Raw genomic sequence first — 23,050 nt, forward strand, 5'->3', positions numbered from 1 at the left:
AACAAGTTCTTCCGAACAAGTCAACGATTATTTTCAAATCGTTTTTCTTCTTTTCGCGTCGTCATCGTGTTTCTCTTGAGGACATGAAATAATATACCATGGTGATTATTATTGTGCAACCCTATTTCTGAAAAAGTTTTTGGATGTGACCCGATAAGTCGCCCCTTCGTTTTTTCTCTTCCATATATAGCTCTCTGAATATGCTCTCTGATGGTAACTTTGACATAGCAAAAGACTGCCTCTCCTCGATTGGATGGAGATAGCAGTCTTGAATGAACTTCATATTGATAGAACAGGACTATACATCGTTATGTTCGTTCCATCGTTCGAACTTAGAGTATTTGCATGATTTCTGTCTGACGTTTTTCTTTGAGGTTTATCGTCATCGTTTGACCAAAGTGATCATAAGAGACTACCGGCCGATCGAATTCGTTTGTCTCCTCGACGACCTGTCCGATTTTCCCGTCACTCAGCAATATCCGGTCCCCCTGTTTGATCTCAAAGAACTGGGCACCGAGTAACGTCGTGTAAGTCTCGTCAAACTGATGCGGCCGCGCCTTCATGAAACGGTATGCCTCCCACGGAGAATGCGCCTCCCGGTATGGACGCCAACTCGTCATCGCTGCGAACACATCCGCGACGATGAACAGCCGGGCATGGTCCGTAATCTTGTCCCCGTTCACCTTGAGCGGGTACCCTGAACCGTCAAGCCGCTCGTGATGCTGAACGATAAGGCGCCGGACCGTGTCCGAGATGATCGTCTCCTTTTGCAGGAGCTGGAACGCCATCGCCGGATGGCGGTGGAAGATTTCCTGCTTCATCGCTTCATAACGCTTAGAGTGGCGCCATTCCATCAATCGGGCGAGACCGCAGTCGGCGAAATAGGATGCTGTCCACAGATCGAGAACCATCCGGCGATCCTTGCCTGTCCGTTCAGCGAGCAATTGCGCGAGCGCCCCGCGATAAATTGCATGCCGGACCGTGTAGGCTTCCGTTCCTTTTTCAAGGAAGTAAGGCAGGATCTCATCAGGTGCAATTCTGTCAGGTGCGGACCGGTTGATCAAATCGATCGCTTCATAGATATTAGGGGGCATCCCTTGTTCCCAAGAAGTGAATGCCTTGTCGTAGGAAGCGATGAATGCACCGAATCGATCCACCTCGATCGGTTCGGACAGGAGCGCATCTTTCGCTTCAAGCTGCTTGCGCGCCGCCTCCTCAAGTTCCTTCCCGCGTGGTTCGATCTCGACTTCCTTGATCAGAAAGCGTTGCAGACGACGCAACTCGTCGAACGTGACCTTCTTTCCTGAGTCGACGATCGGGTTTTTTGTATGTAAAAATACCGGGCTGCTCAGTTTATCCCCAATCACCAGGTGTTCACTTTTGATTTTCATTCCGGTCCCTCCTTTTTCGCAAAAAGAGCAGAGCAAAGACACGGTTGATGTCTCTACTCTGCTGTCAACTTACTCATATGGTTGTCTTACTCTTCTGGTGCTTCTTCTGACGTCTCTTCAGGAAGGACTTCATCCACTTCGACTTCCGCGCCCTCTGTTTCGCCGATCACAGGCTCTTCCGTCTCTGCTTCAAGACTCTCTTCCTCTTTTTTCAGCTTCGCGACGGTCGCTACGCGATCTCCGTCCTCGACCCGGATGACTTTGACCCCTTGGGTGTTTCGTCCGACGCGCGAGATGTTCTGGGAGTCGGTACGAATGACGATTCCGCTTTCCGTCATGATCATGATGTCGTCATCGACATCGACGATCCGAAGAGCGACGATCGGCCCTACCCGTTCCGTCACCTTGCTCGCGATGAGACCTTTACCGCCACGCGACTGCGTGCGGAACTCAGTCATCGGAGTACGCTTCCCGTAGCCTTTTTCCGTGATGACGAGGACATCCTGCGTCTCGCGGACAAGTTCCATTCCGATGACGATATCTTCACCGGTGAGCGTCATCGCCTTGACGCCGCGTGCACCGCGGCCCATCGAGCGGACGTTCGCGATCGGGAATCGAATCGATTTCCCATTTTTCGAGGCCGTGATGACTTCGTCCTCCGTCGCTGCAAGGCGTACGGTGACGAGTTCGTCGTCCTCGAAGAGACGGATCGCAATCAAGCCGTTCTTGTTGATGCGAGCATATGCAGAGAGTGGGGAACGCTTGACGCGTCCCTTCTTCGTCATGAAGATGAGCGACTTCTGCTCATCCTGCATGATTTCTTCCTCTGCCTCGACCTCTTCGCCTTCTATAACGTCGATCACTTCAGCCGGCGGCAGAACTTCCTGCGCCGCCTGCTCTTCGAGATAGCGTTTGAAGTTGACCGGAATCATCGTCTCGACCTTCTCGTCGCGTTCGATCTGAATCAAGTTGATGATCGGAACACCCTTCGAAGAACGGCTCATCTCCGGCACTTCATAACCGCGGATCCGGTAGACCTTGCCCCGGTTCGTAAAGAAGAGGATCGTGTCGTGTGTCGAGCACGAAAGCAGACGCGTGACATGGTCTTCGTCGTTCGTGCCGATTCCTTGGACCCCTCGTCCGCCACGACGCTGCGTGCGGTACGAGTCGGTCGTCAGGCGTTTGATGTAGCCGCTGCTCGTCAACGTGATGATGATATCCTTCTCCGGAATCAGGTCCTCATCCTCGAACTCGATGTGGTCCATCCGGATCTCAGTCCGGCGTTTGTCGTTGAAGCGTTCCTTCACTTCCTCGAGTTCCGTCCGGATGAGGTCGAGCAGGCGCTCGTCATCTTCAAGGATCGCCTGCAACTCCGCGATGAGTGAGATGATTTCTGCGTACTCTGCGTCGATTTTCTCACGTTCGAGACCAGTCAGGCGCTGAAGGCGCATCTCAAGGATCGCCTGCGACTGCCGGTCCGACAACGCGAAGCGCTCCATCAGCTGCTCGCGCGCAGCGTCCGATGTCCGGTTTCCGCGGATGATCGCGATGACTTCATCGAGATGATCGAGGGCGATACGGAGTCCTGCAAGCAGGTGCTCCCGCGCTTCAGCTTTCTCGAGGTCGAACTGCGTCCGGCGACGGACGATCTCTTTTTGGTGCTCAAGGTAATGATAGAGCATCTCCTTGAGCGTCAATGTCTTCGGTCGTCCGCCGACGATCGCTAGCATGTTGACGCCGAACGTCGTCTGCATCGGTGTCTGCTTATAGAGGTTGTTCAGGATGACGCTCGCGTTCGCGTCGCGGCGTACTTCCATGACGATGCGCATACCGCGGCGGTCCGATTCGTCACGAAGATCCGTGATGCCCTCGATCTTCTTCTCACGGACGAGATCCGCGATTTTCTCGACGAGACGTGCCTTGTTGACTTGGTAAGGAAGCTCTGTGACGAGGATGCGTTCCCGGCCCTTCTTCGTCGTTTCGATCTCCGTCTTCGCCCGGACGATGATCGATCCGCGACCTGTCTCATACGCGCGGCGGATGCCGCTGCGCCCGAGGATTTCTCCTGAGGTCGGGAAATCAGGGCCCGGGATGTGGTGCATGAGCTCTTGGATCGTGATGTCCGGATTGTGCGACAGTGCGAGCACACCGTCGATCACTTCGCCGAGCTGGTGAGGCGGAATGTTCGTCGCCATCCCGACCGCGATCCCGCTCGATCCGTTGACGAGCAGGTTCGGGAAGCGGGCAGGCATGACGACCGGCTCGCGTTCGGATCCGTCGTAATTGTCCTTGAAGTCGACCGTGTTCTTGTTGATGTCACGGACGATCTCCATCGCGATTTTCGACATACGCGCTTCCGTATACCGCATCGCTGCCGCCGAATCGCCATCGACGGAACCGAAGTTTCCGTGTCCATCGACGAGTTCGTAGCGGTAGCTGAAGTCCTGTGCCATCCGGACCATCGTGTCGTAGACGGCAGTATCCCCGTGCGGGTGATACTTACCAATGACTTCACCGACGATACGGGCGGACTTCTTGTGCGGCTTGTCGGCACGGATCCCGAGGTCGTTCATCGCGTAGAGGATACGGCGATGACCGGGCTTGAGCCCGTCACGCACGTCAGGCAGCGCCCGCGAGACGATGACGCTCATCGCGTAGTCCATGAAGGATGTACGCATTTCTTGACTGATATTGATATCTTTAATATTCGACTGTTGATCGGACATTCTTGTGGCCACCCTTTCTGTTCAACGTTAAATATCCAGGTTCTTCACGTAATGGGCGTGCGACTGGATGAAATCACGGCGTGGTTCGACCTGATCGCCCATCAGCATATCGAAGACCTCATCGGCCTCGATCGCATCTTGGAGCTCGACGCGCAACATCATGCGGCCGCTCGGGTCCATCGTCGTTTCCCAGAGCTGCTCAGGGTCCATCTCACCGAGACCTTTATAACGTTGAATGTCATAACGGGCATTTTCCGGAAGACGCTCGAGCGCTTCCTGCAGCTCCCGCTCATTGTGGACGTAAGTGATGTTCTTGCCTTGCTTGATCCCAAAGAGCGGCGGCTGTGCGATATAGACGTAGCCGTACTCGACGAGGGGACGCATGTAGCGGTAGAAGAACGTCAAAAGCAATGTCCGGATGTGGGCGCCATCGACGTCGGCATCGGTCATGATGATGACTTTGTGATAGCGCGCCTTCTCGATATTGAACTCCGCGCCGACACCTGTGCCGAGCGCCGTGATGATCGTCCGGATCTCGTTGCTTCCGAGGATCTTATCAAGACGCGCCTTCTCGACGTTCAGGATTTTCCCTCGAATCGGAAGGATCGCCTGGAAATGACGATCGCGTCCCGATTTCGCAGAACCGCCCGCCGAGTCACCCTCGACGATGTAGAGTTCTGAGATGGTAGCATCGCGCGACGAGCAGTCGGCGAGCTTACCAGGGAGCGAGCTGACTTCGAGGACACCTTTACGGCGTGTCAGTTCCCGCGCTCGCTTCGCAGCGAGACGGGCGCGTGAAGCCATCATCCCTTTTTCGACGATTGCACGTGCGCTCGACGGGTTCTCGAGCAGGAACTGCTCGAACGTCGACGAGAACAGCGTGTCTGTCGCCGTCCGCGCGTCCGAGTTTCCGAGCTTCGTCTTCGTCTGTCCTTCGAACTGTGGATCCGGGTGCTTGACCGAGACGATCGCCGTCAATCCTTCACGGACGTCTTCACCGGACAGCGTGCCGTCCGCATCCTTCATCAAACCGAACTTCTTCGCGTAGTCATTGATGACTCGCGTAAGCGCCGTCTTGAAGCCGGTTTCGTGCGTTCCGCCCTCGTGTGTCGGGATGTTGTTCGTAAATGAGTAGATGTTCGCGGCGAAGCCGTCGTTGTACTGGAGCGCGACTTCGACTTCGATCCCGTCCTTCGTCCCGTGGACGTAGACCGGATCTTCATGGACGACTTCCTTCGAACGGTTCAAGTGCTGGACGTAGGACTTGATTCCACCTTCGTAATGGAACTCGCGTGTCATCGGCTCATCGTCACGGTCATCCGTGATGATGATCTTCAGTCCCTTGTTCAGGAACGCGAGTTCACGGAGACGTGTCGCGAGCAGATCGAAATCATATTCGAGCGTCTCCTGGAAGATCTCGCTATCCGGGAAGAAACGGATCGTCGTCCCTGTATCCTCGGACGTACCGACGACTTCGAGGTCCTGTACAGGCGCCCCGCGGTGATACGCTTGATAGTAGACCTTCTCATTGCGCCGGACGAAGACTTCGAGCTTCGTCGAGAGCGCGTTGACGACCGACGCCCCGACTCCGTGGAGACCGCCGGACACCTTGTATCCGCCGCCGCCGAACTTACCGCCGGCGTGCAGGACGGTCAAGATGACCTCGACCGCAGGACGGCCCATCTTCTCCTGGATGTCGACCGGGATTCCGCGGCCGTTATCCTCAACGACGATCGAGTTGCCCGGTTCGATCGTCACTTTGATCGTGTCACAGTGACCTGCGAGCGCTTCGTCGATCGAGTTGTCGACGATTTCCCAGACCAAGTGGTGAAGTCCTTTCGAGCTCGTCGAGCCGATATACATACCAGGGCGCTTCCGGACTGCTTCTAGACCTTCAAGGACTTGAATCTGTTCGGCACCATACCCTTGTTCCATTTCCATATCTTCATGATTACTCATCGGTTTTCTCACCTACTGTTTTTTTATATGGTCTATCTTCAAAAATAACTTCCCCTTGTTTCACGTGGAACAGCCGTGCTTGCCGGATCGTCTCGTGGGCGATCCCTTCGACGCTCGTCGTCGTCAGGATCGTCTGGACCTTCCGCTGCATCGTGTCGAGCAGATGGGTCTGCCTATGGTCATCGAGTTCTGATAGGACGTCGTCGAGCAACAGAATCGGGTACTCGCCGACCTCCTCGTGGATCAACTCGATCTCCGCAAGTTTCAAGGAAAGCGCGGCTGTCCGCTGCTGCCCTTGCGAACCATAGGTCTGAACATTGCGTCCGTTGACCTCCATCTCGAAATCGTCACGGTGCGGACCGAAAAGCGTCACGCCCCGACGGATTTCACTCTCTTTCATTTTACCAAACTTCTGTTCATAAGCTGCAGTCATTCCTTCTACATCCAGCAAATCATCACCGAACGTATCGGAACGATAGATCAGGACGAGCTCTTCCCGTCCTCGGCTGATCCCGTCATGGATCGGCCGTGCCCATTTTTCGAGCTGGGCGATGAAATGATGACGTCGCGTTACGATCTTAACGGCTAGCGCGATCATCTGCTCCGTCAAAATATCAAGGAAGGTCTCGTCCCCTCCTTTCATCGACAGCTGCTTGAGCAGCGCGTTGCGTTGCTTGAGCACCTTCAAGTATTGACTGAGCTCGTGGAGATAGACGGGGCTGACCTGACCGATCTCCATATCGAGGAAGCGTCTTCTGAGCTGGGGGCTGCCCTTGACGATGTGCAGATCCTCCGGAGCGAACAGGACGACGTTGAGCGCGCCGATATAGTCGCTCAGGCGTCGTTGCTCGAGATGGTTCAGCTTCGCCTTCTTCCCGCGTTGCGAGATGATGATCTCCTGCGTGTGGCTGCCCGTCCGCTTCACGATCCGTCCCTCTACCCTGGCCGCTTCCGCGTCCCACTGGATCAGTTCCTTGTCATGCGTCGTCCGGTGGGATTTCGCGAGCGCGAGGACATAGATCGCTTCGAGCAGGTTCGTCTTCCCTTGCGCGTTCTCCCCGATCAGGACGTTCGTCTTCTCCGAGAATGACAACTCGAGCGTGTCGTAGTTGCGATAGTGGCTGAGCTGCACCGAGTCCAGCCGCACGATCAGTTGCCCTCGTTCTTGATGACGAACTGACCGTAGTCCTCGACGTCGATGACATCCCCGTCCCGAAGCTTACGGCCGCGTCGCTGATCGACCTCGCCGTTGACGAGAATCGGCACTTCCGCGAGAAACGGCTTCGCCTGCCCGCCGCTCGAGATGATATCCGCTAATTTCAGGAATTGACCGAGTGTGACGTATTCAGTCGTGATATTGATTTGAATCATGTCTGATTCCTCCTACCTACATATTAAAAATGGCGTACTCTTTATTGTACTAAAAAAGTTCGTTTTTAGCAAAAAAACGAACACATATACTCCTTATGAAAAAACGGCTCAGGGAAGTCCTCTCCCTGAGCCTGTTGGTCATGCTGTACGGACGGGCAAAATCAACTGCAAGACGTTGTCCTGGTCGACCGGATGAAGGATGAACGGGCGGATCGAACCGGTGAACTGGATCTCGATATCCGTCGCGTCGAGCGCCTTCAGCGCATCCATCATGTATTTCGAGTTGAAGGAGATCTTCAACTCCTCCCCTTCGAGCGAGAGGATGCTGACTTGCTCCGACACCTTTCCGACTTCCGGGGAATGCGAAGAAATCTCGACGGCCTCAGAACCTTCAGCGGCGAACTTGATGACGTTGTTGCGGTCCTCACGCGCGAGAAGCGAGGCACGGTCGATCGCCTGAAGCAATTCCTTCGCGTTCATGCGGACTGCCGTCCGGTATTCTTCCGGGATGAGACGCGACGTGTCCGGGTAGTTGCCGTCGAGCAGACGTGAGAAGAACAAGACGTGCTTCATCTTGAAGAGAATCTGCTGGTTCGTGATCACGACATCGACGTATCCGTCGCTCAGAAGCTTCGAGAGCTCGTTCAAGCTCTTTCCGGGTACGATGACATTCTGGAACGTGATCTCCTCCTCAGTGTCGAACTGAGCGCGTCTGAGGGCAAGGCGGTGACTGTCGGTCGAGACGCAAGTCAAGATTCCTTTATCCGCCGAGAAGTTGACACCGGTCAGGACCGGGCGCGTCTCCTGGACGGCGACGGCGAAGCTCGTCTGGCGGATCATCGAGCGCAACAGATCTGCAGGCAGACGCAAACGTTGGCCTCCGTCCACTTGCGGCAGGCGCGGGAACTCATCCGGATCGAGTCCATTCAAATGGAACTCTGCCGTACCGGACTGGATGCGCGTCATGAAGTTCGGAGAGACTTCGAGCGTCACTTCATCCGTAGGAAGCTTCTTGACGATGTCACCGAAGAAACGGGCGTTCAGGACGACACTGCCTGCACGATGGACCGTCACGTATGACTTGCCTTCTTCTTCCGCATAGATCGTCCGTTCGATCGAGATTTCCGTGTCGCTGCCAGTCAACGTCATGCCGTCGCCGTGGGCTTCGAGCTTGATGCCTGTCAGGATCGGGATGGTCGTACGGGATGAGACTGCCTTTGCTACATCTTGCACAGCTTGAATCAATGCTTCGCGTTGAATGGTGATATGCATAAGTTCGTTGTTCTCCTCTCGATTGGTCGGTCAGACCATCATAACATAATAATATTTATTTTTAATAATAGTATTAGGGCCTGTGGATAGTGTGGATAAGTCGGTGGATAACTTGGTATTAAGCCAAAATGCTTGTGGATAAACTGTGGATAACCACCCTCTTTTATCCACACCCTTATCCACAGGTCTTCATGAGTGTTTCAGTTCGTGCTTGATTTGTTCGACGACCTTGCCCGTTTCTTCATCGGAACGGACGAGCATGCTGATTTTCTCATGTGCATGGATGACCGTCGTGTGATCACGTCCGCCGAACTCCTCCCCGATTTTCGGAAGAGAGCTCTCCGTCATCTCCCGGGAGAGATACATTGCGATCTGGCGCGGGAAAGCGATCGATTTCGTCCGCTTTTTCGCCTTCAGGTCGTCAAACGGCAGATTGAAGTGTTTGCTGACGGATTCCTGGATGTCTCGGATCGTCACCTTCTTCGGTTCTGCGACCGGCATGATGTTATGGAGCGCCTCGGCTGCGACGTTCGGATCGATCGGACGGCCGACGAGATTCGCATAAGCGATGACGCGAGTCAAGGCACCTTCGAGCTCCCGGATGTTCGTGTCGATTTGGCTCGCGATATACATCATTACTTCATTAGAGACGTCAAGCTGCTCCGCGTTCGCCTTCTTCCGCAGGATCGCGATCCGCGTCTCGAGGTCCGGAGGCGTGATGTCGGTGATCAGTCCCCACTCGAAACGGGAACGCAGACGGTCTTCAAGCGTCGGGATCTCCTTAGGAGGCCGGTCGCTCGAGATGATGATCTGCTTCTGGTCGTTGTGGAGCGCGTTGAACGTGTGGAAGAACTCCTCCTGCGTCTGTTCTTTACCGGCAAGGAATTGGATGTCGTCGATCAGCAGGACGTCGATGTTCCGGTACTTGTTCCGAAACTCGACCGTCTTGTTGTCGCGAATCGAGTTGATGAAGTCGTTCGTGAACTTCTCAGAGGATACATAGGCGATCCGCGTACCGAGGTTCTGCTCCTGGACGTAATGACCGATCGCATGCATCAAATGCGTTTTGCCGAGCCCTACTCCCCCGTAGATGAAGAGCGGATTATAGGCTTTAGCAGGTGCTTCTGCCACGGCAAGCGAAGCAGCGTGGGCAAAGCGGTTTCCTGAACCGATGACGAACGTATCGAACGTATACTTCTCATTCAATTGTCCGAGTTCCGAGATCGTCATCTCCTCGACGGGACGCTTACGCGGTGCGGGCAACGGAGCCGGTTCGTACGCTTCCTCATTTTGACGGTCTAGCATCTTCTTCGCTTGGCCCTCTTCGATGAACTGGATATCGAGCCGGCTTCCGGTCACTTCCTCGACCGTGTCTTCAAGCAAAGATAAGTACTGGCGTTCTAACCACGTCACTGTGAACGCAGCCGGTGCCGACACGATCAAGGTCGTGCCGTTCAACATGACGCCTTCTGTGGATTTCAGCCACATATCGTAACTTGCTTTCGGTGTCCGTTCTTCCTCTTCGATCACAGACAACACGTTGTGCCAAAGTTCTGCGGCATTCTTCATAAAAACCCCCCTTACCTCCATATTGCGAAAAAATTATACACAGACATATGCACAGCACAAGTTAATGTAGAAACACGACTTATCCCCAAAACATAAAAGTTGTGGATAACGTTATCCACAAGCAAGAAAAACTGTGGGTAAAGTTATCCACAACGTGTGTATAACTCACTGTTCTAAATCATGATCCGACAATGTTATGCACAATTAGTGTATCAAATGAAATGTGGTGTGACAATGCTTTAAATGATTTATCCACAACAAAAGAGGGATATACACAGGGAGTTACCCACAGGGTGTGTACAGTGTGGATAAGCTGTGGATAATGAGTGGATAACTATTCGAAAGAGGAAGCGTCAAGGAGGAAGTTATACACAAATGGAATCAATCGTTCAAAATATAACGTACGGATTCAATATTGACGATTCGATTTCCATTCATTATGCTAGGCAAAGGTAAGAGTTATCCACGGAAAGTGTGGATAGTGTGGATAAGTCTGTGGATAGCTGGAAAAAGGAGTACTTCATTAGCAAAACTTCGATTCCTTTCTATCGCATGATAAGATCAATCAAATCGTCGACGCTCGAGATGATAGATTGGTGATGATCACTCCCCTCCTACCTTTCATGAACAATTCTTTTCCTGGAACGATTGACAATGCCGGAATCTGTTTATATAATCAACAAGACTGCCTTATGTAGCAAACGACGATTTTTGATAGAGTGTCATTTTAGAGGAGGTGCAGACTGATGAAACCAACTTTCAACCCGAACAACCGTAAGCGTAAAAAAGTCCACGGCTTCCGTGCACGCATGGCTACGAAGAACGGCCGCCGTATTTTGGCTGCTCGCCGTCTTAAAGGCCGCAAAGCCTTGACTGTATAATCGACAGCTTTTGCTGAGGTGATGGATCACGAACGCGTCTTGCGTTCCGTGGTCCATTTTTTTTGTCCCGAGTTCTGTCTTTTGTCACACCATAGGTATCGCCCGTGTGGAATGTTCTATGATATGATGAAAGACGACGAATTTTCGTGAAGTAAGGATGGAGTGATCAAGGTGAAGAAAGAATACCGCATCAAGAAGAATGAGGAGTTCCAAGCGGTGTTTAATCGAGGAGCCTCTGTCGCCAATCGACAGTTTGTCGTATACGCGCTTAAAAAGGAAGGACAGCCGCATTTTCGGATTGGTCTTTCCGTCAGCAAGAAAGTTGGGAACGCCGTCGTGCGTAACCAAGTGAAACGATACATTCGTGCGGCTTGTCAGACGCATACCGCCTCACTCTCGCCTGCCTATGATTTTGTGATCATCGCGCGGAACCCTGCTGCTGCGCTTACGCAGCAAGAGGTGACGGACAGTTTGCGGCATGTGTTCAAACGTGCTGGTGTATGGAAGCGTCAAGAGCAAAAATAACCGAAGACAAGACTTCGGCGTCCCGTTCATCACCAAGGCGCCTGAAGGGATGACATTTAGGAGGAATTATGAACAAGAAAGTGAAAATTTGGCTGACGCTTGGACTCGTTTCTGTCCTCGCCGTCGTCCTGTCCGGCTGTACGCCGGGTACGTATGGTACTGGGGATCCGATCACATCGGAGACAGAAGGTTTCTGGAATCACTATTTCGTCTGGCCGATGGCTTGGCTGATCCGTGAAATCTCGCACTTCTTTAATGATGACTACGGTGTCGGGATCATCATCACGACATTGATCGTTCGCCTTCTCATCCTCCCGTTGATGATCAAACAGACGAAGAGCATGGGCGGGATGCAGGTCATCCAGCCGGAGATGATGAAACTCCGAGAGAAATACAGCTCGAAGGACCAAGAGACACAGCAGAAGCTGCAGCAAGAGATGATGAAGCTCTATTCGGAGCACAACGTCAACCCGCTTGCCGGCTGTTTGCCGATCTTGATCCAAATGCCGATCCTGATCGCCTTCTACAACGCGATCGTCTATACGCCGGCAATCTTCCAGCACACGTTCCTCTGGTTCGACCTCGGTAAACCGGATCCGTTCTTCGTCCTTCCGATCCTCTCTGCGATCTTTACGTACCTTCAGCAGAAGATCTCGATGGCAGGACAGGAAGACAACCCGCAGATGAAAATCATGCTCTACGTCTTCCCGATCATGATCTTCATCATGGGTGTGACGCTCCCGTCAGCCCTTTCGCTCTACTGGGTCGTCGGTTACATCTTCTCGATCATCGTCACGATCGCGATCATGAAGCCGATGCGTGAGAAGATCAAAGCTCAGACGGAGGCGACTCTCGCTGCGAAGCGTGAGGCGGAAACACCGCAACCAGCTCCTAAAAAGAAGAAGAAACGCTGATCGTCCCGAGCGGCGCTCCATGAGGAGTGTCGCTCTTTTTCTTTATCCCCATTTCGTGTATAGTAGTTCCGTTATAGACTTTTTGAAATTCAACAGATGACATAGATCGATTTTAAGGATAGAGGTGCAGGACGGATGATGGAATTCGATACGATAGCCGCGATCTCGACGCCGATGGGCGAAGGGGCGATCGCGATTGTAAGACTATCCGGGACGCAGGCGGTTACGATCGCTGACCATGTATACCGGGGTGCAAACAGGTTGATCGATGTGCCGACGCATACGATCCATTACGGAAAGCTCGTCGACCGCGAGACGGATCAGGTCGTCGACGAAGTGATGGTGAGCGTCATGCGTGCGCCGAAGACGTTCACGCGTGAAGACGTCGTCGAGTTGAACTGCCACGGCGGGCTCGTCGCAGTCAATCGGGTGCTCGAGTTGATCCTTGAACAGCCGGGCGTACGGCTCGCGGAACCGGGCGAATTCACGAAGCGTGCATTCCTGAACGGCCGAATCGACCTGTCGCAGGCGGAAGCTGTGATGGATTTGATCCGGGCGAAGACGGACCGGGCGATGACCGTCGCGCTCGGTCAGATGGAAGGACGTCTGTCCCGGCTCGTCAACGAGTTGCGACAGCAGCTGCTCGAGACGATCGCGGCCGTCGAGGTCAACATCGACTATCCGGAATACGACGCGGAGGAGATGACGCAGGCGATCATCCGCGACAAGGCGGGAGACGTCCGTCGCGTCCTCGGTGAGTTGTTATCCACAGCCCGGCAAGGCAAGATTTTGCGGGAAGGGTTATCCACAGCCATCATCGGGCGTCCGAACGTCGGGAAATCGTCGCTTCTCAATACGCTCGTCCAGGAAGCGAAGGCGATCGTCACCGACATCGCCGGGACGACTCGGGATACGATCGAGGAGTACGTCAACGTCAGAGGCGTGCCTCTCAAACTGGTCGATACGGCCGGAATCCGGGAGACTGAGGACATCGTCGAGCGGATCGGCGTCGAGAAGTCACGACAGGCACTCAAGTCAGCAGATCTCGTCCTGCTCGTCCTGAACGGGAACGACGAACTGACGCCTGAGGACGAGCTTTTGTTCGATGCGATCGAAGGGATGAACGCGATCATCATCGTCAACAAGAGCGACCTCGAGCAGAAGGTGGACCTCGGGCGTGTTCGCGAGCGTGCGGATGGCCGTCCGGTCGTGACGACCTCGCTGCTTGAAGAGGCAGGGGTCAATGACCTCGAACAGGCGATCGCAGCCCTGTTCTTCGAAAAAGGCGTCGAGAGCAAGGACATGACGTACGTCTCGAACGCACGTCACATCCAGCTGATCAAGCAGTCGAGCAAGATGATCGAGGACGCACTCGACGCGGCAGAGAATGGCATGCCGATCGACATGGTCCAGATCGACCTTCGCCGCGCGTGGGATACGCTCGGGGAAATCAACGGGGACACGGTCCAGGAGAGCCTGATCGACCAGTTGTTCTCACAATTCTGTCTAGGGAAATGATCGTTTAATCATAGAAGGAGGAACCACATTTATGGCTTATCAAGCTGGTGAATTTGACGTCGTCGTCGTCGGTGCGGGACATGCGGGGATCGAGGCATCGCTCGCTGCCGCACGTATGGGGGCGAAGACCGTCATGTTGACGATGAACCCCGACATGGTCGGATTCATGTACTGCAATCCGTCGATCGGCGGTCCGGCAAAGGGGATCGTCGTCCGCGAAATCGATGCCCTCGGCGGTGAGATGGCGCGCGCGATCGATGCGACGTACATCCAAATGAAGATGCTCAACACCTCGAAAGGTCCTGCCGTTCGTGCGCTTCGTGCGCAGGCGGACAAGTTCGAGTACCAAAACCGGATGAAGAAGGCGCTCGAGGACGAACCGAACCTGCTTCTTCGTCAAGCCCTCGTCGAGCATCTGCTCATCGAGGACGGCAAATGCGTCGGCGTCGTCACGAACACGGGGGCGGAGTACCGGGCGAAGGCGGTCATCGTCACGACCGGGACGTTCATGCGCGGGAAAATCATCATCGGCGAACTGTCGTATGAAAGCGGTCCGAACAACCAGATGCCTTCGGTCAACCTGTCGAAGCACCTCGAGGAGCTCGGTCTCGAGCTCGCCCGTTTCAAGACGGGTACCCCGCCGCGGATCGACGGGAAGACGATCGACTACTCGAAGACCGAGATCCAACCTGGAGACGATGTCGCCTTGCCGTTCAGCTATGAGACGACGGAGATGATCACGGAACAGATTCCTTGCTGGCTTACGTACACGAGCGAGCGGACACACCGGATCATCGACGAGAACCTGCATCGTTCGCCGATGTTCTCCGGCATGATCAAAGGGACGGGACCGCGTTACTGCCCGTCGATCGAGGACAAGGTCGTCCGTTTCAATGACAAGCCGCGCCATCAGATTTTCCTCGAACCGGAAGGGCGCGATACGGAAGAGATCTACGTCCAGGGCCTCTCGACTTCCCTGCCGGAAGACGTCCAGCACGACATGCTTCGTTCGATCCCGGGGCTCGAGAAGGCAGAGATGATGCGTCCTGGCTATGCGATCGAGTACGATGCGGTCGTTCCGACACAGCTCTGGCCGACGCTCGAGACGAAGAAGATCGAAGGGTTGTTCACGGCCGGTCAGATCAACGGAACGAGCGGCTACGAGGAGGCGGCTGGTCAAGGCATCATGGCCGGCATCAACGCGACGCTCAAGGTACAAGGGAAAGACCCGCTCATCCTGTCACGCTCGCAAGGATACATCGGCGTCATGATCGATGATCTGGTCACGAAGGGGACGAACGAGCCGTACCGTCTGCTGACGTCACGCGCCGAGTACCGCCTGCTTCTTCGTCATGACAACGCCGACCTTCGTCTGACGGACATCGGTCATGAGATCGGACTGATCAGTGAGGAACGCCATGCGCGTCTCGGCGCGAAGAAGGACGAGATTGCGCGGGAAATGAAGCGTCTCGAGAAGACGATCATCAAGCCGTCTGCCGAACTGACTGCGCGTTTCGAGGCTCTCGGAATGGCGCCGCTCAAGGAAGCTGTCCAGGCCGCGACTCTCCTGAAGCGTCCTGAAGCGTCCTACGCGCTGATCGCGGAAGTCGCCCCGGCGCCTGTCGCCCTGTCGATCGAGGCGGCGGAACAAGTCGAGATCCAGGTGAAGTATGCAGGATATATCGACAAGCAACTCGACCAGGTCGAGCGGATGATGAAGATGGAACAGAAGCGGATTCCGGAGCGCATCGATTATGACGCGATCCAGGGCCTCGCGATGGAAGCGAAACAGAAACTAAACCAGGTGCGTCCTCTTTCGATCGGACAGGCGTCGCGGATCTCGGGCGTCAACCCGGCCGATGTCTCGATCCTGCTCGTCTACATCGAACAGGGCCAATACGCACTGATTTCGGAGAGTGAATGAGATGAAGGAACAGCAATTCGTAGAGGCACTGGAAGCGAAAGGATTGACCGTCTCACCTGAGCAGCTCGCTCAGTTCCGCCGTTACTATGAGCTTCTCGTCGAATGGAACGAGAAGATGAACTTGACGGCGATCACGGATGAGGAAGGCGTCTATTTGAAGCATTTCTATGATTCGATCACGGCCGCCTTCTATTATGACTTCACGAAAGTCGAGACGGTATGTGACGTCGGCGCAGGGGCCGGATTCCCGAGCCTCCCGATCAAGATCATGTTCCCTCACTTGAAGGTGACGATCATCGACTCGCTCAACAAGCGGATCGGCTTCCTCAACATGCTCGCGACGGAGCTCGGTCTCGAAGGTGTCGCGTTCCACCACGGACGCGCCGAGGAGTTCGGAAAGAACAAGCAATTCCGTGAACGTTTCGACGTCGTCACGGCGCGTGCCGTCGCCCGGATGTCAGTGCTCGCCGAATATTGCTTGCCGCTCGCGAAGGTCGGTGGTCAGTTCGTCGCCCTTAAGGCGGCCAAGCTCGGGGAAGAGCTCGAGGAAGGTGCTACCGCTTTGAAGGTGTTAGGTGGGAATTTACGGGAAAGTTACCAGTTTCAATTGCCAGGTGAGGAAAGTGAGCGTAATATCGTAATTGTGGATAAAAAACGACAAACTCCCGGGAAATATCCGCGCAAGGCGGGTACACCGGCGAAAGATCCGCTCAGTTGAATTTTTCGTTTCACGTGAAACGATGACATTATAAAGGTGAGGTGCGCCATCGTGAAGAATGCAATTGCCCGTCTGTTTCGAAAAGAGGAGCAGGAGTCTCCGCTCGAAGTGAGTCCGTTCGACAAAGTGCTTGAGCTGAGACTCGAGGAACTCGTTCCGAACCAGTTCCAACCGAGAACCGTCTTCGATGAGGAGCGGATCTCGGAGCTTGCCGCGACGATCAAGGAGCATGGACTTCTCCAACCGATCATCGTCCGTTCGCAAGGAACGGGGTACGAAATCATCGCGGGCGAGCGCCGCTTCCGGGCAGTCACCTCACTCGGCTGGGAGACGATCCCGGCCATCGTCAAGGAGATGTCGGATGAGACGACCGCGGCACTCGCGCTGATCGAGAACCTCCAACGTGAGGAGTTGACGCCGATCGAGGAGGCGGAGGCATTCGAACGTCTGCTCCTGATCCAGGGCGTGACGCAGGAAGTGCTCGCGAAGAAGCTCGGGAAGAGCCAGTCGACGATCGCGAACAAGCTTCGCCTTCTGAAGTTGCCTGACACCGTCCGGGAATCGCTGAAACGCCGGGAAATCACGGAACGGCATGCGCGTGCGTTGCTGCCGCTCAAGGACGACGCGCTCCAGGCGCAAGTACTATCCGAGATTCTCGAACGATCCTTCAACGTCAAGGAGACGGAACAGCGTGTCGAGCGCCTCCTGACGCCAAAGCCGCAAGTGAAGAAACGGCGAAAGAGCTTCGCCCGTGACACACGGATCGCCTTGAACACGCTCCGCGATTCGATCGACATGATCGAACGTACGGGCTTGCCGATCGAGAAGGAAGAAGTAGACTGTGAAGAATATGTAGAGGTGCGGATCCGCATCGCGAAGGCACGCCCGTAACTGCGGACGTGCCTTCCGCTACGTTTAGGAGAGATAGATGTGAAAGAAATATCGATTCGTTCGATTCGACCGAACCCACAGCAACCGCGTAAACAGTTCGATGAGACCGCCCTGTTGGAATTGTCGGAATCCTTGAAGCGACACGGGATGATCCAGCCGATCGTCGTCAGGCCGCGGGAAGGATACTATGAGATCATCGCGGGCGAGCGGCGCTATCAGGCGGCAAGACGGGCTGGTTTCAGCACGGTGCCGACAGTCGTGATCGAGGCAGACGAAAAACGGGTGATGGAGCTTGCCTTGATCGAAAATATCCAGCGGGCCGACCTCAGTGCGATCGAAGAGGCGATGGCGTATGCCGAGATGCTCGAGGAATTCAGCATCACGCAAGCAGAGCTCGCTGCGCGAGTCGGAAAGAGCCGTTCGCACGTCACGAACAGCCTGAGGCTGCTGCAGTTGCCGTTCTTTGTCCAGCAGGCCGTCATGGACGAAAAGCTCTCGATGGGACATGCCCGGGCATTACTCGCTTTAAAGAGTGAGGCGAAGATCGAACGGATGGCGGCTCGGGTGATCGCGGAGAACTGGACGGTCAGACGGCTCGAAGAAGAGATGCGTGGACGAAAAGTACGGCCGCAGAAGACGAAAGCGGCCGAAATCACCCATGTCGAGGAGGCACTGAGGGAGCGTTTCGGCGCCGCTGTGCAATTGAAGGGTGTCGGACAGCGGAACGGGAAGATCGAAATCAGCTTCCTGGACGAAGAGGACCTCAACCGGCTGCTCGAACTCCTGTTGCCGGAAGAGGATTGATGACACGGCACATCCCTCCGGAATCACTGATTCCTGAGGGATGTTCAGATCGTGCGAGGTGTGAACTCGATCGTCGTCCGACTCGTCGTCCGTGCTGTCAGTTTGCGGTCGAACGAGATGAAGCTGTTCGCTACGAGCTGAGCCAGTTCATAGACGAGATGGAGGCGTGTGTTCTGAAGGATCATCATCTCCATGAAGCCGCTGACGTTGACGACGGCCTTGATGTTGTAGTCACCGACTGCCGGGAGTTCCTTTTGGACGCCGGCACCCGGAGCGAGCGAGCCTTCCGAGAAGAAGACGAATCCGACGCTCGACAGACGTCCGAGACAGGCGTCGATCGCGATGACGAGCGGACGCTCGAACGAGGCCTCGATCTGTTCCATCGTCTCGGCCAGATTGAGCGCATGGACGGGTTTAGACAATGTGCCGTACACATGGATATGATTCGGATGGTGTGATTCGAGGAAGGTGCCGACGAGCGGTCCGAGGGAGTCCCCGGTCGAACGGTCCGACCCGATACAGACGAGCACGATCGGACGTTCCAGTTCTTCCGTATCCAACTGTTCAAGGAACTGTTCAGCCAGGCGTTCCTTCGCGAAGGGTTCCGAATGCTCTAAAAAGAAGGAATAGGGCTTAGGTTCGTGCGAGTGAAAGCGAAAGTTCATCTGGATCATCCTTTCTGCTCATGCTGTAGCCATCATGATGTAGGAAGCAGCTTATAGTGATGCTGTTCCTTTCCCGAAATGGATCGATCTGTAACGTCGAAATCTGCTCACCGGTTGAATCTCGTCAGGAATCAAGTATACTGTCCTATTAGAGAGAGCAGAGAGGAAGGATACGAGTGGAAAATGCAGACGTACAACAGTCAATGAGGAAGGTCGATCAGTTCATCGCGAAGTTCACGGACGTCGACCTCTGGATCGGGGTCGGCGCGAAGATCATCGTGGCGCTTCTGATCATCCTTGCGTTCTATATCATCGCACGGCTTCTGACAGGAGCTGTAGCACGCTTGTTCATGATGCGGCGCATCGGGGAGAACGATATCCTCGCGCAGCGTCAGAACGAGACGTTGCTCAAGCTGCTTCAGAACGCGATTCGTTATGTGCTCGGCATCGTGACGATCCTTACCGTGCTCAGCCAGTTCGGAATCAACATCACAGGTCTCGTCGCCAGTGCCGGGATCGCGGGTCTCGCCATCTCGTTCGGCGCGAAGAACCTGGTCCAGGACATCATCACCGGGGCCTTCATCATCTTCGAGCGCCAGTTCAAGGTCGGTGACTTCGTCCGTGTCGGCATGATCGAGGGCGTCGTGACGGAACTCGGCATCCGGACGACGAAGCTGAAAGGATTGAACGGAGAGATCCACATCATCCCGAACGGTCAGATCCTCCAGGTGACCAACTTCTCCGTCGACAACAGCGTCGCGCTCGTCGACATCAACGTCTCCTATGAGGAAGACATCGATCGTGTCGAGCAAGTGCTCGCCCGACTGGCGGAAGAGATCACGACGAAGTACGAGGACATGTTCGTCGAACCGATCCAGCTGCTAGGCGTCCAGATGCTCGGTCCTTCCGAAGTGACGTTCCGTCTGATGGCAGAGGTTCCGCCGATGCAGCACTTCCAGGCGAGCCGTCTCATCCGCAAAGAGCTGAAGCAGGGGCTTGACGCGGAAGGTATCGAAATCCCATATCCGCGGATGGTGATGATGAACCAGTCCGCGCCACAAAACGGAGGCGTCGCAAGTGGAACGGAAAACGTATAACCTGAATGATTACGTCGAGATGAAGAAGCAGCATCCGTGCGGGACGAACCGTTGGCAGATCATCCGTGTCGGCATGGACGTCCGGATCAAGTGTCAGGGATGCGGAGCAAGCATCCTGATGCCGCGCCGCGATTTCGACAAGCGATTGAAGAAGGTATTGTCCGAGTAAGAGAACGAGGAGGCTCCCCTGTCGAAAGGGGGCCTCCTTTCGTCTGTCGGCATCTCGCGCTGAACGTCAAGGAACGTCCCGGACTGTTTGAAGGAAGCGGCATCCGGAAAAAGAATCGGCATTTCCTTGCGCAAAAAAATTGAACTATCTATAATTGTGAAAGATGTGCTGACGTGGTGTAATCATTCTACCCACTGCGGCCGCTAGCACGGATTTCCTAGGAAATACCGAAAAGGAGGAATTCCAAGTGGGATTAACAGCAGGGATCGTTGGATTGCCGAACGTAGGTAAATCAACACTTTTTAATGCGATAACACAAGCAGGTGTCGAGGCGGCGAACTATCCGTTCGCGACGATCGACCCGAACGTCGGCGTCGTCGAGGTGCCGGATGCGCGCCTCCGCAAGCTGACGGAACTCGTCAACCCGAAGAAGACCGTACCGACGGCATTCGAGTTCACGGACATCGCCGGAATCGTCAAGGGTGCCTCGAAAGGAGAGGGACTTGGAAACAAGTTCCTCGCGAACATCCGTGAAGTGGACGCGATCTGTCAGGTCGTCCGCTGCTTCGAGGACGAGAACATCACGCACGTAGCAGGGAAGGTCTCGCCGATCGATGACATCGAGACGATCAACCTCGAGCTCATCCTCGCGGACCTCGAGCAGGTCGAGAAGCGGATCCAGCGTGTCCAGAAGATGGTCAAGGCGCGCGACAAGAACGCGGCGCAGGAGCTCGAAGCGCTCGAGATCGTCCAGCAGTTGCTCGAGAACGAGCAACCGGCCCGTCTCGCCGAGCTCACGGAAGACCAGGCGGCAATCGTCAAGCACTTCCAGCTTCTGACGATGAAGCCGATGCTCTACGTCGCGAACGTCGGAGAAGACGAAGTCGCGGACGCCGACAGCAACGAGAACGTCCAGAAAGTCCGTGAGTTCGCAGCGAAAGAAGGCGCAGAAGTGATCGTCATCTGTGCGCGGATCGAAGAAGAGATCGCGGAACTCGAGCCGGAAGAACGCCAGGAGTTCCTCGAGGACCTCGGCATCCAGGAATCGGGTCTCGATCAACTGATCCGTGCCGCATACAACACGCTCGGACTCGCGACGTACTTCACGGCAGGCGAGAAGGAAGTTCGTGCCTGGACGTTCAAGAAAGGCATGAAGGCACCGCAATGCGCGGGAGTCATCCACTCGGACTTCGAGCGCGGATTCATCCGGGCGGAGGTCGTGTCATACGAAGACCTCGCCGCAGCCGGCAACATGGCAACCGTCAAGGAACAGGGACGCCTCCGTTCTGAAGGGAAAGAGTACGTCTTCAAGGACGGCGATGTCGTCACATTCCGTTTCAACGTGTAATGGTTATTGCATAAAGCAAAATACTTTGGTAACATTAACAAATGTGAGTAATTGATTATTGCTCCTTGCTCCGTTTGTGAGCCGCCAGTCCAAGAGGAGGTGACAGATATGCGTAAATACGAAGTTCTTTACATCATCCGTCCTACTGTGGAGGAGGAAGCACGCAAAGCGCTCATCGAGCGTTTCAACGGCATCCTCGTCGACAACGGTGCGACAGTCGAGAAAACGACTGAAATGGGTAAACGTCGTTTCGCGTACGAGATCAACGATATGCGTGAGGGTTACTACGTGCTTCTTAACGTGACTGCTGAACCAGCAGCTACGAACGAGCTCGACCGTCTCATGAAGATCAGCGATGACATCGTTCGCCAAATGATCACAAAAGACGAGAAATAAGCTGAAACAGGAGAGTGATTCTGATGATTAACCGCGTCGTTTTAGTCGGTCGGTTAACTCGTGACCCTGAAATGCGTTACACGCAGAGCGGGATCGCGGTAACGCGATTCACACTCGCATGTGACCGTCCGTTCGCCGGACAAGATGGGAAACGGGAAGCTGATTTCATCGATTGCGTCGTATGGCGCAAGCAAGCAGAGAACGTTGCCCAGTATCTTAAGAAAGGCAGCCTCGCAGGTGTCGATGGCCGTCTTCAAATCAGCAGCTACGAAGGTCAGGATGGCCAACGTCGTTACCGCGCAGAAGTAGTCGCTGATAGCGTCCGCTTCCTCGAGTCGCGTAACGCGAGCCGTTCTTCTGAAGGAGATGCTTTCAGTACTGGTGGAACCGGGAATGCTGCAGGATGGGGTTCTCAGCCACAGCAGAACAACTCTTCCTCGTCAGCACCCGCTTCATCTTCGTCGAACTCGGGCTTCAGCGCTGATCCGTTCAGCGGTGGCAGCTCGATCGACCTCTCAGACGACGATCTTCCTTTCTAAGGAGACATCGTTCTGAGAAATCCAATCTATAAAGGAGGTAAATCACATGGCACGTCGTCCAGGTGGAAAACGTCGTCGTAAAGTATGTTACTTCACGTCGAACCACATCACTCATATCGATTACAAAGACGTAGAACTTCTCAAACGTTTCATTTCGGAACGCGGTAAGATTCTTCCACGTCGTGTGACTGGTACTTCAGCGAAATACCAACGTCCACTTACAATCGCAATCAAACGCTCACGTCAAATGGCTTTGATCCCATACGTAGCTGACTGATTCGGCTAAAGCGCGCTTCCCCTCGGGGAGGCGCGCTTTTTCATTGGCTTCGCATCGTTCTTTGTTTTCCCATCCAAACAGTTTATAATAAATAAG

At 54.7% G+C, this 23,050-nt stretch carries 22 protein-coding genes; 14 read left to right on the plus strand and 8 right to left on the minus strand.

Features of this window, described 5'->3' with window-relative positions:
• Positions 1-332 precede the first annotated feature (332 nt).
• From DFG60_RS11405 to dnaA, 7 genes are all read right to left on the minus strand, one after another.
• Positions 333-1,391: an HD-GYP domain-containing protein gene (locus DFG60_RS11405; RefSeq protein WP_114571902.1), complete on the minus strand. Its 1,059-nt coding sequence runs from the start codon at positions 1,389-1,391 to the stop codon at positions 333-335.
• A gap of 86 nt (positions 1,392-1,477) precedes the next feature.
• Positions 1,478-4,117: a DNA gyrase subunit A gene (gene gyrA, locus DFG60_RS11410; protein WP_114571903.1), complete on the minus strand. Its 2,640-nt coding sequence runs from the start codon at positions 4,115-4,117 to the stop codon at positions 1,478-1,480.
• Positions 4,118-4,144: 27 nt separating this feature from the next.
• Positions 4,145-6,058, minus strand: coding sequence for a DNA topoisomerase (ATP-hydrolyzing) subunit B (gyrB, locus tag DFG60_RS11415; protein WP_232818704.1), 1,914 nt, complete (start codon positions 6,056-6,058; stop codon positions 4,145-4,147).
• 10 nt (positions 6,059-6,068) lie between these two features.
• The gene (recF, locus tag DFG60_RS11420; protein ID WP_114571905.1) at positions 6,069-7,223 is read right to left on the minus strand and encodes a DNA replication/repair protein RecF; all 1,155 of its coding nucleotides are present in this window, start codon (positions 7,221-7,223) and stop codon (positions 6,069-6,071) included.
• 2 nt (positions 7,224-7,225) lie between these two features.
• Positions 7,226-7,447: a S4 domain-containing protein YaaA gene (yaaA, locus tag DFG60_RS11425; protein WP_114571906.1), complete on the minus strand. Its 222-nt coding sequence runs from the start codon at positions 7,445-7,447 to the stop codon at positions 7,226-7,228.
• Between the two features lie 138 nt (positions 7,448-7,585).
• Positions 7,586-8,719: a DNA polymerase III subunit beta gene (gene dnaN / locus DFG60_RS11430; RefSeq protein WP_114571907.1), complete on the minus strand. Its 1,134-nt coding sequence runs from the start codon at positions 8,717-8,719 to the stop codon at positions 7,586-7,588.
• Positions 8,720-8,908: 189 nt separating this feature from the next.
• Complete coding sequence (dnaA, locus tag DFG60_RS11435) at positions 8,909-10,288, minus strand: chromosomal replication initiator protein DnaA (RefSeq protein WP_114571908.1); 1,380 nt, start codon at positions 10,286-10,288, stop codon at positions 8,909-8,911.
• A gap of 746 nt (positions 10,289-11,034) precedes the next feature.
• On the opposite strand from dnaA, the gene rpmH reads away from it, so the two are divergent.
• From rpmH to DFG60_RS11475, 8 genes are all read left to right on the plus strand, one after another.
• Positions 11,035-11,169, plus strand: coding sequence for a 50S ribosomal protein L34 (gene rpmH / locus DFG60_RS11440; RefSeq protein WP_114571909.1), 135 nt, complete (start codon positions 11,035-11,037; stop codon positions 11,167-11,169).
• 171 nt (positions 11,170-11,340) lie between these two features.
• The gene (gene rnpA / locus DFG60_RS11445) at positions 11,341-11,694 is read left to right on the plus strand and encodes a ribonuclease P protein component (RefSeq protein WP_114571910.1); all 354 of its coding nucleotides are present in this window, start codon (positions 11,341-11,343) and stop codon (positions 11,692-11,694) included.
• A gap of 68 nt (positions 11,695-11,762) precedes the next feature.
• A complete protein-coding gene (gene yidC / locus DFG60_RS11450; RefSeq protein ID WP_114571911.1) occupies positions 11,763-12,608 on the plus strand; it encodes a membrane protein insertase YidC in 846 nt (281 codons plus the stop codon).
• A gap of 135 nt (positions 12,609-12,743) precedes the next feature.
• Positions 12,744-14,126 (plus strand): tRNA uridine-5-carboxymethylaminomethyl(34) synthesis GTPase MnmE, encoded by a 1,383-nt coding sequence (mnmE, locus tag DFG60_RS11455; protein WP_114571912.1) that lies wholly within the window; start codon positions 12,744-12,746, stop codon positions 14,124-14,126.
• Positions 14,127-14,157: 31 nt separating this feature from the next.
• A complete protein-coding gene (gene mnmG, locus DFG60_RS11460; RefSeq protein ID WP_114571913.1) occupies positions 14,158-16,050 on the plus strand; it encodes a tRNA uridine-5-carboxymethylaminomethyl(34) synthesis enzyme MnmG in 1,893 nt (630 codons plus the stop codon).
• A 1-nt stretch (position 16,051) separates the two neighbouring features.
• Complete coding sequence (gene rsmG / locus DFG60_RS11465; protein WP_114571914.1) at positions 16,052-16,768, plus strand: 16S rRNA (guanine(527)-N(7))-methyltransferase RsmG; 717 nt, start codon at positions 16,052-16,054, stop codon at positions 16,766-16,768.
• 51 nt (positions 16,769-16,819) lie between these two features.
• Entirely contained in the window at positions 16,820-17,659 is an 840-nt protein-coding gene (gene noc / locus DFG60_RS11470; RefSeq protein ID WP_114571915.1) for a nucleoid occlusion protein, read from the plus strand.
• Positions 17,660-17,698: 39 nt separating this feature from the next.
• Positions 17,699-18,463 carry a ParB/RepB/Spo0J family partition protein gene (locus DFG60_RS11475; protein ID WP_114571916.1) on the plus strand — a complete coding sequence of 255 codons (765 nt, stop codon included), beginning with the start codon at positions 17,699-17,701 and terminating at the stop codon, positions 18,461-18,463.
• Between the two features lie 44 nt (positions 18,464-18,507).
• Here the strand turns inward: DFG60_RS11475 and yyaC are convergent, their stop codons facing one another.
• On the minus strand, positions 18,508-19,128 hold the full coding sequence (gene yyaC / locus DFG60_RS11480) for a spore protease YyaC (RefSeq protein ID WP_114571974.1): 621 nt from the start codon (positions 19,126-19,128) through the stop codon (positions 18,508-18,510).
• Positions 19,129-19,304: 176 nt separating this feature from the next.
• Between yyaC and DFG60_RS11485 the strand changes: the two genes are divergently transcribed.
• The 6 genes from DFG60_RS11485 (at position 19,305) to rpsR (ending at position 22,954) form a co-directional block, all read left to right on the plus strand.
• Entirely contained in the window at positions 19,305-20,225 is a 921-nt protein-coding gene (locus DFG60_RS11485) for a mechanosensitive ion channel family protein (protein ID WP_232818703.1), read from the plus strand.
• Complete coding sequence (locus DFG60_RS11490; protein ID WP_114571917.1) at positions 20,206-20,394, plus strand: DUF951 domain-containing protein; 189 nt, start codon at positions 20,206-20,208, stop codon at positions 20,392-20,394. The genes DFG60_RS11485 and DFG60_RS11490 overlap by 20 nt, the downstream gene beginning before the upstream one ends.
• 247 nt (positions 20,395-20,641) lie before the next feature.
• Positions 20,642-21,742, plus strand: a complete 1,101-nt coding sequence (ychF, locus tag DFG60_RS11495) for a redox-regulated ATPase YchF (RefSeq protein ID WP_114571918.1) — start codon at positions 20,642-20,644, stop codon at positions 21,740-21,742.
• A 108-nt stretch (positions 21,743-21,850) separates the two neighbouring features.
• On the plus strand, positions 21,851-22,138 hold the full coding sequence (rpsF, locus tag DFG60_RS11500; protein ID WP_114571919.1) for a 30S ribosomal protein S6: 288 nt from the start codon (positions 21,851-21,853) through the stop codon (positions 22,136-22,138).
• A 23-nt stretch (positions 22,139-22,161) separates the two neighbouring features.
• The gene (gene ssb / locus DFG60_RS11505) at positions 22,162-22,677 is read left to right on the plus strand and encodes a single-stranded DNA-binding protein (RefSeq protein WP_114571920.1); all 516 of its coding nucleotides are present in this window, start codon (positions 22,162-22,164) and stop codon (positions 22,675-22,677) included.
• Positions 22,678-22,723: 46 nt separating this feature from the next.
• Positions 22,724-22,954 (plus strand): 30S ribosomal protein S18, encoded by a 231-nt coding sequence (rpsR, locus tag DFG60_RS11510; protein WP_012371896.1) that lies wholly within the window; start codon positions 22,724-22,726, stop codon positions 22,952-22,954.
• Positions 22,955-23,050 lie beyond the last annotated feature (96 nt).

Origin of the sequence: Exiguobacterium flavidum (genome assembly GCF_003344535.1) — a bacterium.
GTDB lineage: Bacteria > Bacillota > Bacilli > Exiguobacteriales > Exiguobacteriaceae > Exiguobacterium_A > Exiguobacterium_A flavidum.